Source organism: Streptomyces sp. NPDC001292, from assembly GCF_042896465.1.
Classification (GTDB): Bacteria; Actinomycetota; Actinomycetes; order Streptomycetales; family Streptomycetaceae; genus Streptomyces.
On the sequence record NZ_JBIAXG010000016.1, the window covers coordinates 139,849 to 155,311 of the forward strand.

A 15,463-nucleotide genomic window follows, 5' to 3' on the forward strand; every position below is an offset into this window, starting at 1 on the left:
TCGTACAGGGGCCCGGGGACCCCCTTCAGCCTCTGCTGCCCGCCCCCGCTCCGTCGGCGCCCAGCCATCCGGCCAGCTTGCCGCCCCGGCCGACCGCACGCAGGCGCTGTTCGGCCGCCTCCCGGACCGGGTCGGTGGCGACCACGAGGAGTTCGTCGCCGCGCCGCAGGGTGGTGGTCGGCAGCGGTACGAACGACTTGCCCTCGCGGACGATCAGGGTGACCGCGGACCCCGACGGCAGCCGCAGCTCGTTGATCTCCACGCCGTGCATCCGCGACCCCTTGGGGATGGCGACGGACAGCAGGTGGCCGCGCAGCCGCTCCAGGGGCGCCGACTCGATACCGAGGTCGGCGGCCTCCTCGCCGGAGCCCAGCCGCAGCTTGCGGGCCAGCCAGGGCAGGGTCGGCCCCTGTACGAGGGTGTAGACGACGACCAGGACGAAGACGATGTTGAAGATGCGGTGGGTGGCGTCGACCCCGTTCACCATGGGGATCGTCGCCAGGATGACGGGCACGGCGCCGCGCAGTCCGGCCCAGGACATCAGGATCTGCTCCTGCCACGGCACCCGGAACGGCAGCAGGCTGGCCACCACGCCCAGCGGGCGCGCGACCATGGTCAGCACCAGACCGATGACGAGGGCGGGCCAGACGTCGTCGACCAGCTCGTGCGGGGTGACCAGCAGACCGAGCAGGACGAACATGCCGATCTGGGCGATCCAGCCGAGTCCTTCGGCGAAGCCGCGGGTGGCGGGCCAGTGCGGCAGCTTGGCGTTGCCGAGCACCATCGACGCGAGGTAGACGGCGAGGAAGCCGCTGCCGTGGGCCAGCGCGCCGGCGGCGTACGCCGTGACCGCGATCGCCATGACGGCGATCGGGTAGAGGCCGGACGCGGGCAGCGCCACGTGCCGCAGACCCCAGGAACCGAGCCAGCCCACCGCCAGGCCGATGGCCGCGCCGATGGCCAGCTCCAGGGCTATCTCGCCCACCAGGACGTACCAGTGCTCGATCGGTCCCGCGGTGGAGAAGGCGACGACGAGGATGACCACCGGGGCGTCGTTGAAGCCGGACTCGGCCTCCAGCGTTCCCGTCACGCGCGCGGGAAGGGGGACCTTGCGCAGCACCGAGAAGACGGCCGCCGCGTCCGTGGAGGACACCACCGCGCCGATGATGAGCGACTGACGCCACCCCAGACCGCTGAGGTAGTGGGCGGCGGCCGCGGTGACGCCGACGCTCACGGCGACGCCGACCACCGCCAGGGCGGTGGCGGCCGGAAGGACCGGCTTGATCTCCTTCCACTTCGTGCCGAGACCGCCCTCGGCGAGGATCACGACGAGGGCCGCGTAGCCGATGACCTGGGTCAGTTCGGCGTTGGTGAAGTGGATGCCGCCGAGGCCGTCCGAGCCCATGACGACGCCGATCCCCAGGTAGACGAGCAGGCTGGGGAGCCCGCTGCGCGAGGAGATCCGGACCGCTGCGACCGCGACGAGGAGGACGACCGAGCAGGCGAGCAGGAGCTGGTTGAGGTGGTGAACAGTCAGCAGCGGTTCCTTCCGCGAGTTTCCCGGTTTACTTCGTTACCTTACCTAACTCTTGACGCTTTCTTGACGCGTCCCGTGACGAGATGGAGACGTCTCACCGCCGCTGGACCCGACTCCGCGTCAAGTGCTACCGGGCCCTGCGCCTATGGTTGCTCCAGCGTTCATTCGAAGTCACAGCCCGACCTGCCGCTCGCGTTAGGACAGCAAGGACAGCGATGCCCCCGAACACCACCGCCTCAACGGGTGACAAGGCCGGCAAGTCCGGCAGGAAGAAGGGGCGAAAAGCCCGCTTGTTCGTGCTTGTCCTGGTCCTGGCTCTCATCGGAGGCACCGCCTACGGCGCCTACTGGTCCGTCAGTACCGTGCGCGCCTCCTTCCCGCAGACCAAGGGCACCCTCACGCTGCAGGGCCTGTCGGGACCCGTCGACGTCAAACGGGACGGCTACGGCATTCCGCAGGTCTACGCCTCCACCGCGGAGGACCTCTTCATGGCGCAGGGCTTCGTGCAGGCGCAGGACCGGTTCTACGAGATGGACGTGCGCCGGCACATGACCTCCGGGCGCCTGTCGGAGATGTTCGGCAAGGACCAGATCAAGAACGACGAGTTCCTGCGCACGCTGGGCTGGGACCGGGTCGCCCGGCGGGAGTACGACAAGACGCTGTCGGCCTCCACCAAGAAGTACCTCCAGGCGTACACCGAGGGGGTCAACGCCTACCTCAAGGGGCGGCAAGCCAAGGACATCTCCCTGGAGTACGCGGCCCTGGGCTTCGCCAACGACTACAAGCCCGGGCAGTGGACCCCGGTCGACTCGATCTCCTGGCTGAAGGCGATGGCCTGGGACCTGCGCGGCAACATGCAGGACGAGATCGACCGGGCCCTGATGACCAGCCGTCTCGGCCCCAAGCAGATCAAGGACCTGTACCCGGACTACCCGTCCGGCCGGAACAAGCCGATCGTCAGCGAGGGCCAGTACAACGCGCTCACTCAGGCGTTCGAAACGAGTGGCGGGACGACGGACGCGAGCGGCGGCGCCTCGACCGGCACCGCGACCGGTACGCCCGGTGCGACCGACTCGACGGGCACGGGTGGCACCGACACCGCGACCGCGACGGACGCGTCGGGCACGAGCGGCATCTCCGGTGTGCAGAGCCAGCTGATGGGCCTCCACGACGTCCTGGACGGCCTTCCGACGGCCGTCGGCGTCAACGGCAACGGCATCGGCTCCAACTCCTGGGTCGTCTCCGGGCGGTACACGATCACCGGCAAGCCGCTGCTCGCCAACGACCCGCACCTGTCGGCCTCGCTGCCCTCGGTCTGGTACCAGATGGGCCTGCACTGCCGCGAACTCTCCAAGGCGTGTCCGTACGACGTCACCGGCTACACCTTCGCGGGCATGCCCGGCGTGATCATCGGCCACAACCAGGACATCGCCTGGGGCATGACCAACTCCGGTGTCGACGTCACGGACCTGTACCTGGAGAAGCTCAGCGGCGACGGCTACCTGCGCGACAACAAGACGGTGCCGTTCCGGACCCGCGAGGAGACCGTCAAGGTCGCCGGCGGCAGTTCCAAGACGATCGTCGTGCGCGAGACCGACGACGGAATGCCCCTGCTGTCCGACCGCTCCGACGAACTGAGGACGGTCGGCAAGAAGGCCACGGTCACCACCGCGGCGCCCGACCGCGGCGACGGTTACGCGATCGCCCTGAAGTGGACCGCGCTGGAGCCGGGCACCACCATGGACGCCGTCTTCGCCATGAACAGCGCGAAGGACTGGAACACCTTCCGGTCGGCCGCCGAGCTGTTCGACGTGCCCTCGCAGAACATGATCTACGCCGACACCAAGGGCAACATCGGCTACACGCTGCCCGGCCGCATCCCCACGCGCGCGAAGAACGACGACGGCTCCGTCCCGGCGCCGGGCTGGGACTCCCGCTACGACTGGACCGGCTACATCAAGCCGCAGGAACTGCCCTACGAGTACAACCCCGAGCGTGGCTACATCGTCACCGCCAACCAGGCCGTCGTCGACCCGAAGGCCTACCCGTACGCGCTCACCACGGACTGGGGCTACGGCACCCGCAGCCGGCGGATCACCGACCTGATCCAGCAGAAGATCGACGGTGGCGGCAAGATCTCCACCGACGACATGCGCCAGATGCAGATGGACAACAGCAGCGCGATCGCCAACCTGCTGGTGCCCAAGCTGCTGAACATCGACATCGGCGACAAGGACGTCCGCCAGGCGCAGAAGCTGCTGGAGGGCTGGGACCGCACGCAGGACGCCGACTCGGCCGCCGCCGCGTACTTCAACGCCGTGTGGCGCAACATCCTCAAGCTGGCCTTCGGCAACAAGCTGCCCAAGGAGCTGCGGGTCAACGGCCAGTGCCTGTGGGTGGAGCCGGCCGGCAACACGGGCCCGGCTGACGAGAACCAGAAGGTCCGCGAGTGCGGTCAGCGCGACGCCGACCAGGCGCAGCCGGACGGTGGCGACCGCTGGTTCGAGGTGGTCCGGGGGCTCGTCGACAGCCCGGACAGCGACTGGTGGAAGACCCCGGCGTCGGGCACCCGCCCCAAGGCGGACAACCGCGACGAGCTGTTCAAGCGCGCGATGATCGACGCCCGCTGGGAGCTGACCGCCAAGCTCGGCAAGGACATCGACACCTGGAGCTGGGGCCGGCTGCACCGCCTGTTCCTGAAGAACCAGACCCTGGGAACCGAGGGACCCGACGTCCTGCAGTACGTCCTCAACCGCGGGCCCTGGAAGCTGAGCGGCGGCGAGGCCGCGGTCAACGCCTCCGGCTGGAACGCCGCCGGCGGCTACGGCGTGGTCTGGGTGCCGTCGATGCGGATGGTGGTCAACCTCGACGACCTCGACAAGTCCAAATGGATCAACCTCACCGGCGCCTCCGGGCACGCCTTCAGCGCCCACTACACCGACCAGACGGGCAAGTGGACCAGGGGCGAGCTGCTCTCGTGGTCCTTCTCGCCGAACGCGGTCGACAAGAGCACGAGCGACACGCTGGTGCTCAAGCCATGAGCCGCTGAGGCCGCAACGGCGGCGAAGGCCCTCCACGCGCGCGTGGAGGGCCTTCGCCGTACCAAGAGCCGTGCGCGCGGCCGAAGCCGTGCGCGTCAGGTGAAGCGGCGTACCCCCGAAGGTGTCACCACGGCCTGCACCGGCCGGTCGTGGGGCTCCTCGGGGACGTGCTCGACGACCTCCGTGTCGTACAGCAGGACCACGAGGGCGGGGTGCGCCCGCGCCGCCTCCAGGCGGGCCAGAACACGGTCGTAGGACCCTCCGCCGCGCCCCAGGCGCATCCCGCGCGTGTCGACGGCGAGGCCGGGCAGCAGGACCACGTCGGCGGTCGTCACGGCGTCCGGGCCGAGGCGCTCCCCGACCGGCTCGAACAGCGCCATCCTCCCGCCGTGCCGCACGCGCGCGAGGGAGCCCTCCCCGGTGTACGCGCCCCAGTCCAGGTCGTTGTCGGGCAGCAGCGCGGGCAGCAGCACGCGCGCGCCCCGCGCGCGCAGCGCGTCGAGCAGCGGAGGGGTTCCCGGTTCGGTGCCCACGGAGACGTACGCCGCGATCGTGCGCGGCCCCGTCAGCTCGGGCAGCTCCAGGGCGCGCTCCGCCAGCGCGTGCGCCGCCTCCCGCACTTCATCCACGGTCAATGTCTTCCTCACCGTGAGGATTTCTCGTCGCAAGGTGCGCTTGGCAGGCTCGGCACTGCGTCCGGTGTGGCTCACTGGTCCTTCCGTACCCTTCCCTTTGCCGGTATGTCTGCTCATATGAGAGTCAATTAACCGGAGAGGCCGATTCCGCGCAAAGGCAGCGGATAAGGTTGCGGTCATGACACAGGCGCACCCCAGGATCAGCAAGGCTGTCATTCCCGCGGCAGGTCTTGGTACCCGGTTCCTGCCGGCCACCAAGGCCACTCCCAAGGAGATGCTGCCGGTCGTCGACAAGCCGGCGATCCAGTACGTGGTCGAGGAGGCCGTCTCCGCGGGCCTCGACGACGTCCTCATGGTGACCGGCCGCAACAAGCGGCCGCTGGAGGACCACTTCGACCGCAACTACGAGCTGGAGTCGGCCCTGGAGAAGAAGGGCGACGGCGAGCGGCTCGCCAAGGTGCAGGAGTCCAGCGACCTCGCGTCGATCCACTACGTCCGCCAGGGCGACCCCAAGGGCCTGGGCCACGCCGTGCTCTGCGCGGCCCCGCACGTGGGCAGCGAGCCCTTCGCCGTCCTGCTCGGCGACGACCTGATCGACCCGCGCGACCCGCTGCTCCAGCGGATGATCGAGGTCCAGGAGACCTACGGCGGCAGCGTGATCGCCCTCATGGAGGTCGCGCCCGAGCAGATCCACCTCTACGGCTGCGCGGCCGTGGAAACCACCGGGGACGGCGACGTCGTCCAGGTGACCGGCCTGGTCGAGAAGCCGGACGCGGCGCAGGCGCCCTCCAACTACGCGATCATCGGCCGTTACGTCCTCGACCCGCACATCTTCGACATACTTCGCAAGACCGAGCCCGGTCGCGGCGGTGAGATCCAGCTCACCGACGCCCTTCAGCACCTCGCCGAGGCGTACGCGTCGGCGACCACCGACGAGCAGCGGGCCGGCGGCCCGGTGCACGGCGTCGTCTTCAAGGGCCGCCGCTACGACACCGGTGACCGCGGTGACTATCTGCGTGCCATTGTCCGACTCGCATGCGAACGTGAAGACCTGGGCCCGGACTTCAGGGCCTGGCTTCAGCGGTACGTAGCCGAGGAGATGTAACGACGTTGAGCAGCGCCGAGCCCCGCACCGCCGGCCCGGACCACCTGTGGTCGGTGGACGAGCACCTGGAGGACATCCTCACCACCGTCCGGCCCCTGGAACCCATCGAGCTGCAACTGCTCGACGCCCAGGGCTGTGTCCTGGTCGACGACGTCACGGTGCCGCTCTCCCTGCCGCCGTTCGACAACAGCTCCATGGACGGCTACGCGGTGCGGGTCACGGACGTCTCGGGCGCGAGTGAGGAGTTCCCGGCCGTCCTGGAGGTCGTCGGGGACGTCGCGGCGGGCGCGGGCGGCCTGGTCCGGGTGGGCCCGGGACAGGCGGCCCGGATCATGACCGGTGCCCCGCTGCCGCCCGGCGCCGAGGCGGTCGTCCCCGTGGAGTGGACCGACGGCGGGCTCGGCGAGGGCCCGGTGAACGCGATGCGTGCCCGCAGCCTCGCCCCCGAGGGCGCCGGCGGGCACGTACGCGTGTACCGGCCGGCCGAGGCTCGCGCGCACGTGCGCGCTAAGGGCAGCGACGTGGAGACGGGCGAGCGCGCGCTGCGGGCCGGTACGGTCCTCGGGCCGCCGCAGATCGCGCTGCTCGCCGCGATCGGCCGCGGCACGGTCCTGGTGCGGCCGCGCCCGCGCGTGGTGGTGATGTCCACCGGCAGCGAACTCGTCCAGCCCGACGAGCAGCTCGGCGACGGCCAGATCTACGACTCCAACAGCTTCGCCCTGACCGCGGCCGCCCGGGACGCGGGCGCCATCGCCTACCGGGTGGGCGCCGTCGCCGACGACGCCGACACCTTGCGGTCCACCATCGAGGACCAGCTCGTCCGCGCCGATCTGCTGGTCACCACCGGCGGGGTGAGCGTGGGGGCCTACGACGTGGTGAAGGAGGCGCTGTCCCACGTCGGCGACGAGGACGAGCCGGGCGGCGGCGTGGAGTTCCGCAAGCTCGCCATGCAGCCCGGCAAGCCGCAGGGCTTCGGGACCGTCGGCGCCGACCACGTCCCGCTGCTGGCCCTGCCCGGCAACCCGGTGTCGTCGTACGTCTCCTTCGAGCTGTTCGTCCGCCCCGCGATCCGCACCCTGATGGGGCTTCAGGACGTCCACCGGCCGACCGTGCGCGCGACGCTGGCCGCGGACCGGGCGCTGAGCTCCCCGAAGGGACGCAGGCAGTTCCTGCGCGGGGTGTACGCCGACGGCGAGGTCAGGCCCGTGGGGGGCGCCGGATCCCATCTGATCGCCGCCCTCGCGCAGGCAGACGCGCTCATCGTCGTCCCCGAGGACGCCGAGGCCGTCGAGCCCGGTGCGGAGGTCGAGGTGGTCCTGCTCGGCTGAGCCGTGCGGGGTGGCGGTACCGTGTCGCGCACAACAGGCCCGTGCGCCGCACGGCGGCGGGCACGGACCGGGAGCCCCAACGATCATGACTGTGCCTTCCCGGGGGGAGACCCCCGGACCCCCAGCGCCGGACCGGCTGACGCACATCGACGACGCGGGCGCCGCCCGCATGGTCGACGTCTCCGGCAAGGACGTGACCGCGCGCACCGCCCGCGCCAGCGGTCGCGTCCTCGTCTCGCCCCGCGTGGTCGAGCTGCTGCGCGGTGAGGGGGTCCCCAAGGGCGACGCCCTCGCCACCGCGCGGATCGCCGGGATCATGGGCGCCAAGCGCACCCCGGACCTCATCCCGCTGTGCCACCCGCTGTCGGTGTCGGGTGTGAGACTGGAGCTGTCGGTCGCGGACGACGCCGTGGAGATCGAGGCCACGGTGAAGACCACGGATCGTACGGGCGTCGAGATGGAGGCGCTCACCGCGGTGTCCGTCGCCGCGCTCACCGTGATCGACATGGTCAAGGCGGTCGACAAGGGAGCGGTCATCACGGACGTACGGGTGGAGGAGAAGACGGGCGGCAAGTCGGGCGACTGGAGCCGGGCATGACACGGGACGCATCGGCCTCGGGCGCACCGCTCGCGCCGTACAGCGCTCTGGTGGTCACGGCCTCCAACCGGGCCGCCGCCGGGGTCTACGAGGACACGGGTGGTCCGCTGGTCGCAGACGGCCTTCGGCGCCTCGGCTTCGCCGTCGACGGGCCGCAGGTCGTACCGGACGGAGACCCCGTGGAGGCCGCGCTGCGCGCCGCCGTCGAGGCCGGTTACGACGCCGTCGTCACCACCGGCGGCACCGGCGTCTCGCCCACCGACCGCACGCCCGAGGCGACCCGCCGGGTGATCGAGACCGAGGTGCCGGGAATCGCGGAGGCCATCCGGGCGTTCGGCGTGCGGAAGGTACCGACCGCGGCGCTGTCCCGGGGGCTGGCCGGAGTGGCCGGACGGACGCTGATCGTCAACCTGCCGGGCTCGACGGGCGGGGTGAAGGACGGACTGGCCGTCCTGGAAACCCTGTTGACGCACGCCGTCGACCAGCTGCGCGGCGGCGACCACGTCAGACCCGGTGCCGGTAGTGGGGGTGCGAGCTGAACAGCCCATCCTGGCCCGTCGTGCTCGCGGAGGGCGATGTCGTCCTCCGGCCGATAAAGCTGCGCGACCAGCGGGCCTGGCGCGAGGTGAACCGGCGCAACAGGGACTGGCTCAGGCCCTGGGAGGCGACGATTCCGCCGCCCACGCCCGGCGGGCCCATCACGCACCGGCCGACCTACCGGCAGATGGTGCGCCACCTCAGGTCCGAGGCGCACGCGGGGCGGATGCTGCCGTTCGTCATCGAGTACCAGGGGCGCCTGGTCGGGCAGTTGACGGTCGCCGGGATCACCTGGGGCTCGATGTGCTCGGGCCACGTCGGTTACTGGGTCGACGAGTCGGTGGCCGGCCGCGGGGTGATGCCGACGGCCGTGGCGATGGTTGTGGACCACTGTTTCCGCACCGTCGGACTGCACCGCATCGAGGTCTGCATTCGGCCCGAGAACGGGCCGAGCCGCCGGGTGGTGGAGAAACTCGGATTCCGCGAGGAGGGCCTGCGGCCGCGTTATCTCCACATCGACGGTGCGTGGCGCGACCACATGGTGTTCGCGCTCACCGCGGAAGAGGTGCCCGAAGGGCTGCTGAACCGCTGGCGCCGCATCCGTGCCCTGCGCGCGCCGAAGGAGAATCCCGCTCCACCCGGAAATTGAATGAGTGTTCGAAATTGATCGGCGCGTGATCTGTACGGGACCTGCTCGCGATCGCCCGGGTGGCATTGAATTCGCGTCCTTGACGCCCTGCTGATCACATCGATCGCAAAAAAAGTTCGAAATATCAGCCAGATCGTGCGACACACCGGCGCAATTGGCAGATGGCCTCATGCAAACCCCTCTACCGTGTGAGGCGTGAGCAGCAGCGGCCTCATCTACGCAGTCATCGTCGGGGCCTGGGCCGCCTACTTGGTGCCGATGTGGCTCCGTAGGCAGGACGAGCTGAACGAGGCCCGTCCGACGGAACGCTTCAGCACCGCCATCCGGTTCCTGTCCGGACGGGCGGGGATGGAGCGCCGGTACGCCAGGGACCTCAGGGCGCGCTCCGCCGAGGAGGGGGAGCCCGTCGACGGGGAGCCGGACGTCGTCACCGACTCGGTGGACGTCCGGGCCTTCGCCATGCCCCCGTACCGGTCGCCGGAGCGGCAGCAGCCGCCGGCCCGGGACGAGCGGGAGCCGGTCCGCGGCCGCGACGAGCGCGACCGGACCGCCAAGCCGGCCGCCCGGACCGCGTCCCCGGTGGCGGCCCCGCCCGCCGACGCGTCCGCGCGTCCGCGGGTCCCCGCGGCCCGGCGCCCGCCCCGCGCGGAGGTGTCCGCGGCGCGTGCACGGCGCTCGAAGGTCCTCGCGCGCCGCAGGCGCACCACCGTCATCCTCTTCCTCGCCTTCACCCTCGGCGCGATCGTCGCCGCGGTCGGCGGGCTCACCTTCCTGTGGGCGCCCGGAGTGCCCGCCGTGCTGCTCAGCGCGTACATCGCGTACCTGCGCTCCCAGGAGCGGCGCCGCTTCGCCTACCAGATGGACCGCCGCCGCGCCGAGGTCGCCGCGCAGCGGCTGCGCGAGAGCCGCCGCCAGCCGCGCCGGCGTACGCCCCTCGACCCCGCCGCGGACGAGCCGGACGCGGGGCCTGAGCCGGAGACGGACCCGGACCTTTCCGCCCTCGCCGCCGATCGGCGCGCCCTGGTCGAGCAGACCGACCACGCCGAATGGCTCGACCAGCAACGCGAGCGCCAGCGCCGCCCCGGCCAGGGCGACAGCTGGGACCCGGTTCCGGTGCCGCTGCCCACCTACGTCACCGCCCCGGTCGCCCCGCGGGCCACCTCCGACGTGGACCTCGGCGCGCCGGACGCATGGAGCTCGGCGCGGTCGTCCGCCGCGGTGCCGGAGCAGGAGACGGCCCCGGCCGCGCCCGAACCCGCGCCGCCCGCGGAGGACAGGCCCGCCGCCGACGGCCGCACCGACGCCCGCCGCGCCGCCTCGGCCCGCCGCTCCCGCGAGCGCGGCCGCACCCCGCTCTTCGACCAGTACGAGGACGGAGACCGCCCCCGCGCGGCCAACGAGTGACCCCCACCCCCTGACCAGCCCGGGAACGGATTACCGACCACCCGGGCGAGGATGCTAGAGTTTCACTCGTTGCAAGGGCCTGTGGCGCAGTCCGGTAGCGCACCTCGTTCGCATCGAGGGGGCCAGGGGTTCAAATCCCCTCAGGTCCACGCAGCTCAAAGCCCCGGTAGGGATCTCCCGACCGGGGCTTTGACGTGTCGTACAGCAGCGAAGTACAGCAACTACTTCGGATCTTGCTTCCCGAGGTACTTGCCCAGCTTCCGCAGCGCCCGTCGAGTCGCCTCGGACGGGACGTGCGTGTACACCTCCATGGTCACTGCGATCTTGCTGTGCCGAAGGGTCTGCATGGCGACGCGGGGGTGTACAGGGCAGCGAGCAGCGAGCCGCAGGTGTGCCGGGTGTCGTGCAGCCGGATTCGGCGGACGCCGGCGCGAGCGGAGCGGTCCATGAACCGACGGTTGAAGTTGCGCGGTTCGAACGGCGTGCCGTAGCGAGTCGTGAACACGAAGTCGTTGGTCGACCGCAGCTCCCCGGCCGCCTGCCTGGACAGGTCCTGTTCTTTCCGTCGCCGTTGCAGGGCCGCGACGCAGATCTCAGGAAGCGGGAGCGTCGCCGTCGACGCCTCGGTCTTGGTCTCGTCATGGACCAAGCGCCGATTGATCCGCTGTAGCTGCATCTGCACCGTGATCTCACCGGCGTCCAGATTCACGTTCTCCCAGGTGAGCCCCAGCACCTCACCGCGTCGGAAGCCCAGAACCAGGATCAGCACGTAGGCCGCGTACAGCGGGTCATGGGCCGCGCTCGCCGCTTCAAGGAACTGACGAGCCTCTTCCACCGACCACGGGTGCCGCTTCGTCCTGCGCGCCGACCGCACCTTGACCAGGGCCGCGACGTTCTTCGAGATCAGTTCCTCGGTCATGGCGTTGGTCAGGGCGGAGCGGATCTCGCCCGTCAGCACGAGCATCTTGGTCTTGGACAGGCCGAAGCCGAGCATCTCGGCCACTTCCGCCGTGGTGTACCACTTGCGTGTGATCACAGCTGTCGTCATGCTGCGGCTTCCTCCCATTTGAGTTGGTCTTGCAGGGCTTCACGGGCGGTTTCTCGGTTGATCTGGATGTCTCGGGCGATCGAGGCGGCGAGGACCGATTCGCCGGGCGTGTGGCCGTGGCCGGCGTACTGCCAGTCGGCGAGGACGAGGACGGTGTCCGGCTCGACGTCGTCCAGGCCGAGAGCGGCGCGTTCCTGTGCGGCGCGGTAGTCGGCACGTGCCTGGCGGAGGGCGCCGAGCGTGGTCGAGTAGCGCCGGGACTTCGACGAGAAGTGGCCGCGGAGGCCGAGCATGTCCTTGTGGACCACCCAGCCGCGCAGATGAATGGGGTCAGAGCAGCCGCCGGTGCGCTGGATCTGGTCTTGCCAGCGGTCGAAGCCGGGGAGCCCGGCCACCCGGAGAAGGTCCCCCAGGGTGATCGGGTCCAGGCCCGCGAAGGTCGCGGTGTCGGTCACGCGACCACCTCCGGTGCGTCGGTGGTGATGGCGTCCAGGGCGCCGGCGGCTTCGATCGCTGCGGTGGCCAGGTTGCGCAGGGCCGTAGAGGTTCCGGCGGAGGCGATCAACGCGATTTCGATGGAGTCGCCCTCGATGCGGAGGCTGACGAAGGGGTTGGCGCGGTCAGCGAAGGGGGTGACGCGGAAGCGGGTGTCCGGCTCGATGTGCGCCGAGGTGGTGAGGCTCTTCACGCCGATCACCTCCCGACGCGGATGAGGGCGGCGGGACGGGTGTAGCCGGTGCCCTTGCAGGACGGGCAGTCGATGCGGAGGGTGGCGCGGGTGCCGTCAAGGTGGCCAGTGCCGGTGTCGATGGCGACGGAGGCGAAGCCGTCGCAGTCGCGGCAGATCGGCATGTTCGGGTTGCTCTGGGGCATGATGGGCCGTGCCTTTCTGGTCCGTGGATCGGGAAGGGGAGGCGCCCGGAGCGGCGGAAACTTGGCGGTTGAGGCCGCTCCGGGGGCCGGTCAGCGCCGCTTGGTCTCGGAGGCGAGCAGCGAGCGCAGGACGACGGCGACGACGGCGACCGAGACGCCGGTGATGGCGACCGCCAGGAGCATGGAGACGAGGACGGCGCCGACTACCGGGACGACGGCGGTACCGCCGCCGACGAGGGCGAGCACGGGGCCGGGGTGAGCTGCACCACCGGGCGGGACGGCGCCGGGGCCGTCGAGGCGACCGGCGAGGCCTGGACGCCGGGAACGATGGCGGTCGGCTCGACGGGGGCCGGCGGGGTGACGTGCCCGGTCGGGGTGGGCATAGTCGGGATCTTCGGGCGGAGCATGGTCGGACTCCCTTCCGAGAGGGTTACTTGATCAGGCCGTTGATGGCGGGGGCCAAGACGCTGTCGGCGAGGAGGAAGCCGCCGAGCAGGAGCACGGCGATGAGCCAGGCCGGCGGGCGGATGAGCTTGACGCCGAGCCAGCCGACGACCGCGGCCCTCGGGTCGTTCGTGCAGTGGCGCGCTCCACCTGGACGCCATGAACCACGCCCGCTCCACGGTGTGTGGGTCGACGGCGTACGGGATGGGAGCTGGGGAGGGTGGTGGGTTGATCAACCCGGCGTTCCTAGCCACCCCCCAGGATTGGGGTCCGGCATGCACTCCAGCCTTGTCGGAGGTGGACTGGAAGGGAGAGCTTCTCCTGATCCAGGGAGGCGCACGATGTCCACACCGAACACTCCAGCGAGGGCTCCGACCCAGGTGCTCTGCAAGGCCTGTGGAAAGAAGATGGCGAAGCGCGGCTCATGCGTTTGCGGCTGGCGTCGAGGGCTTGCCCTGACGCCGACAGCAGAGCGAGATGGGCACCTCCACTTCGATGCGGAGAACCCGAAAGACACGATCCGGAACGAGGGCCGCAATGCGTCCCTGCTTGGAGCATTTATGCTCGTACTCGGGGCTATCGTGGGGTCAATCGCACTCGTCGTGATCGGGGTGCTCTGGGCCCTCGCCGGAGTCGCAACCTTGACGATCACCCGGATGGGCACTGTGTGGACGGGGCTGGAAGCCAAGGAGCGGGCTGCGGCTTGGCCGGGCCGGATCGCTGGTGGTTGGGTTCCCCTGGCATGCGTCCTTGCATTCGTCGTCCTCATGGCACTTATCGGTTATCTGATCTCATAGCACCGCGCGACAAGGCGGCAGCGACCTCGGCCTAGGTGTAGGCCTCATCAATTGCCTCTTCCCCGCCGGCCCTGGCGGCGGTGGTGGGCCTGGCTGATGCCTGACACCACCGGCTGACACCAGCAACGACGAACACGGCTGGACGAGATCGGCCCTCAGCGGCCGGTAGACCGTTGTCAGGCTGGGATCTCTCCGGTCCTCAGCGGGACCGTGATCGACCTGGCGAGGATGAGGCCCAGCGAAGCTGGTGGCGGTACAGCAGTGAGGTACAGCAACCGCGTCAACCGCAGGTGACCGGCGCAGACCGCCAGCGCGCCCTGCAACCAGCGCACATAACCTCAAAGACCGTCGCGCCCGTAGTTCGCATCGAGGGGGCCAGGGGTTCAAATCCCCTCAGGTCCACGCAGCTCAAAGCCCCGGTCGGGAATCACCGACCGGGGCTTTGACGTGTTGCGTGGTCGCGGAGATCATGCGGCTCCGGTGAAAAAACGTGCACATCCGGAGAAGCGCGGCTCGTGCCGAATGGGTGTCCGTAGCCTGCTTGTCGTGGCCTTATCAAAAAAGGCCGCTCGGGGGACACGCCGCCCGGGGTCGCCGAGTGCGGTGACGTCACCGTCAGCGTTGAGGGCCAGGGGGGCGGCGCGTCCGTCACGACGCCCATCTGCCCGGACACCTTCGGGCCCTCCGAGATACCCCGCCAGAACGACCCGAGGTTCGGCGCTGCCTGGTCCGGGCCGCGTTCCGAACCCGGGAAGTTCATGGGGACCGAGGGTGTGACCCTGGTCAAGCAGGCGGCGGGCGCGGCGCCCACCACCCTGCGCAACGTCATCCACTACAGTTGGTAGCGCCCACTGAGCGCCTCTCCCGCCGCGCCCTGGCGGGAGGGGCCTCGCGTCAGGACTGGAGCGGCTTCGCCAGGTAGATGCTCGACTCGTACTCCCGGTAGTAGCCGAACTTCGTGCACGGCTCGTAGCCGCTGGAGGTGTACAGGGCGACGGCCTCCGGCTGCTGGTCGCCGGTCTCCAGGACCATGCGGAGGCGCCCGGCGGCACGGGCGTCGTCCTCCAGGACGGCGAGGATACGGCGGGCCAGACCGCGGCCGCGCATCGACTCGATCACGTACATGCGCTTGAGTTCGGCGTCGCCGTCCACGTTGCCCTCGGCGTTCTTGTCCTGGCTGCGCCAGCCGCCCGTGGCGACAGGGGTGCCGTCCTCGTCGTAGGCGATCAGGTACACGCCGTTCGGCGGCCGGAAGTCGGCCGCGTCGAGGGGCGTGGCGTCGCCACCGTCGCCGTAGCGGACGTGGTACTCGGCCTGTACCTCGTCGTTCAGCTTGACGGCGTCGGGGTGGTCGAAGGGCACGGGGCGGATGTTCATCGGGATTCCTCCGTGGATACCCCGGACTTCAGGCCGGGGAGGAAACGGACTCCTGCGGAGCAGGGCAGGGAAAGCCGAATCGCCGTCAGG

The 15,463-nt window shown here is 70.3% G+C and carries 13 protein-coding genes, 1 tRNA gene and 2 pseudogenes; 8 read left to right on the forward strand and 8 right to left on the reverse strand.

Annotation, left to right across the window (positions count from 1 at the left end):
* Positions 1 to 25 precede the first annotated feature (25 nt).
* Entirely contained in the window at positions 26 to 1,537 is a 1,512-nt protein-coding gene (locus tag ACFY4A_RS19145; RefSeq protein ID WP_390830587.1) for a potassium/proton antiporter, read from the reverse strand.
* A 215-nt stretch (positions 1,538 to 1,752) separates the two neighbouring features.
* Between ACFY4A_RS19145 and ACFY4A_RS19150 the strand changes: the two genes are divergently transcribed.
* Complete coding sequence (locus ACFY4A_RS19150) at positions 1,753 to 4,578, forward strand: penicillin acylase family protein (protein WP_390830571.1); 2,826 nt, start codon at positions 1,753 to 1,755, stop codon at positions 4,576 to 4,578.
* A 95-nt stretch (positions 4,579 to 4,673) separates the two neighbouring features.
* On the opposite strand, the gene ACFY4A_RS19155 is transcribed toward ACFY4A_RS19150, so the two are convergent.
* A complete protein-coding gene (locus ACFY4A_RS19155; protein WP_390830572.1) occupies positions 4,674 to 5,288 on the reverse strand; it encodes a 5-formyltetrahydrofolate cyclo-ligase in 615 nt (204 codons plus the stop codon).
* Positions 5,289 to 5,391: 103 nt separating this feature from the next.
* Between ACFY4A_RS19155 and galU the strand changes: the two genes are divergently transcribed.
* The 7 genes from galU (at position 5,392) to ACFY4A_RS19190 (ending at position 10,983) form a co-directional block, all read left to right on the forward strand.
* Positions 5,392 to 6,318, forward strand: coding sequence for a UTP--glucose-1-phosphate uridylyltransferase GalU (gene galU, locus ACFY4A_RS19160; RefSeq protein ID WP_390830573.1), 927 nt, complete (start codon positions 5,392 to 5,394; stop codon positions 6,316 to 6,318).
* A gap of 5 nt (positions 6,319 to 6,323) precedes the next feature.
* Positions 6,324 to 7,646 (forward strand): gephyrin-like molybdotransferase Glp, encoded by a 1,323-nt coding sequence (gene glp, locus ACFY4A_RS19165; protein WP_390830574.1) that lies wholly within the window; start codon positions 6,324 to 6,326, stop codon positions 7,644 to 7,646.
* Between the two features lie 85 nt (positions 7,647 to 7,731).
* Complete coding sequence (moaC, locus tag ACFY4A_RS19170; RefSeq protein ID WP_326802854.1) at positions 7,732 to 8,244, forward strand: cyclic pyranopterin monophosphate synthase MoaC; 513 nt, start codon at positions 7,732 to 7,734, stop codon at positions 8,242 to 8,244.
* Positions 8,241 to 8,783 (forward strand): molybdenum cofactor biosynthesis protein B, encoded by a 543-nt coding sequence (locus ACFY4A_RS19175; RefSeq protein WP_390830575.1) that lies wholly within the window; start codon positions 8,241 to 8,243, stop codon positions 8,781 to 8,783. The genes moaC and ACFY4A_RS19175 overlap by 4 nt, the downstream gene beginning before the upstream one ends.
* Positions 8,784 to 8,803: 20 nt before the next feature.
* Positions 8,804 to 9,430, forward strand: coding sequence for a GNAT family N-acetyltransferase (locus tag ACFY4A_RS19180; RefSeq protein ID WP_390830576.1), 627 nt, complete (start codon positions 8,804 to 8,806; stop codon positions 9,428 to 9,430).
* 195 nt (positions 9,431 to 9,625) lie between these two features.
* Positions 9,626 to 10,834: a gephyrin-like molybdotransferase receptor GlpR gene (gene glpR, locus ACFY4A_RS19185; protein WP_390830577.1), complete on the forward strand. Its 1,209-nt coding sequence runs from the start codon at positions 9,626 to 9,628 to the stop codon at positions 10,832 to 10,834.
* A 75-nt stretch (positions 10,835 to 10,909) separates the two neighbouring features.
* Positions 10,910 to 10,983: transfer RNA gene (locus ACFY4A_RS19190), tRNA-Ala, on the forward strand.
* Positions 10,984 to 11,147: 164 nt separating this feature from the next.
* Here the strand turns inward: ACFY4A_RS19190 and xerC are convergent.
* The 6 genes and pseudogenes from xerC to ACFY4A_RS19220 form a co-directional block, all read right to left on the reverse strand.
* On the reverse strand, positions 11,148 to 11,882 hold the full coding sequence (gene xerC / locus ACFY4A_RS19195) for a tyrosine recombinase XerC (RefSeq protein ID WP_390830578.1): 735 nt from the start codon (positions 11,880 to 11,882) through the stop codon (positions 11,148 to 11,150).
* Positions 11,879 to 12,175, reverse strand: a pseudogene (locus ACFY4A_RS19200) (replication initiator); the annotation flags it as partial. The gene xerC and the pseudogene ACFY4A_RS19200, both read right to left, overlap by 4 nt.
* 158 nt (positions 12,176 to 12,333) lie before the next feature.
* Positions 12,334 to 12,570 carry a hypothetical protein gene (locus ACFY4A_RS19205; RefSeq protein WP_390830579.1) on the reverse strand — a complete coding sequence of 79 codons (237 nt, stop codon included), beginning with the start codon at positions 12,568 to 12,570 and terminating at the stop codon, positions 12,334 to 12,336.
* A gap of 5 nt (positions 12,571 to 12,575) precedes the next feature.
* Positions 12,576 to 12,755, reverse strand: a complete 180-nt coding sequence (locus ACFY4A_RS19210) for a hypothetical protein (RefSeq protein WP_390830580.1) — start codon at positions 12,753 to 12,755, stop codon at positions 12,576 to 12,578.
* A 90-nt stretch (positions 12,756 to 12,845) separates the two neighbouring features.
* Positions 12,846 to 13,162 (reverse strand): annotated as a pseudogene (locus ACFY4A_RS19215) (SpdD-like protein).
* A 1,728-nt stretch (positions 13,163 to 14,890) separates the two neighbouring features.
* Positions 14,891 to 15,373: a GNAT family N-acetyltransferase gene (locus ACFY4A_RS19220; RefSeq protein ID WP_390830581.1), complete on the reverse strand. Its 483-nt coding sequence runs from the start codon at positions 15,371 to 15,373 to the stop codon at positions 14,891 to 14,893.
* Between the last annotated feature and the right edge of the window lie 90 nt (positions 15,374 to 15,463).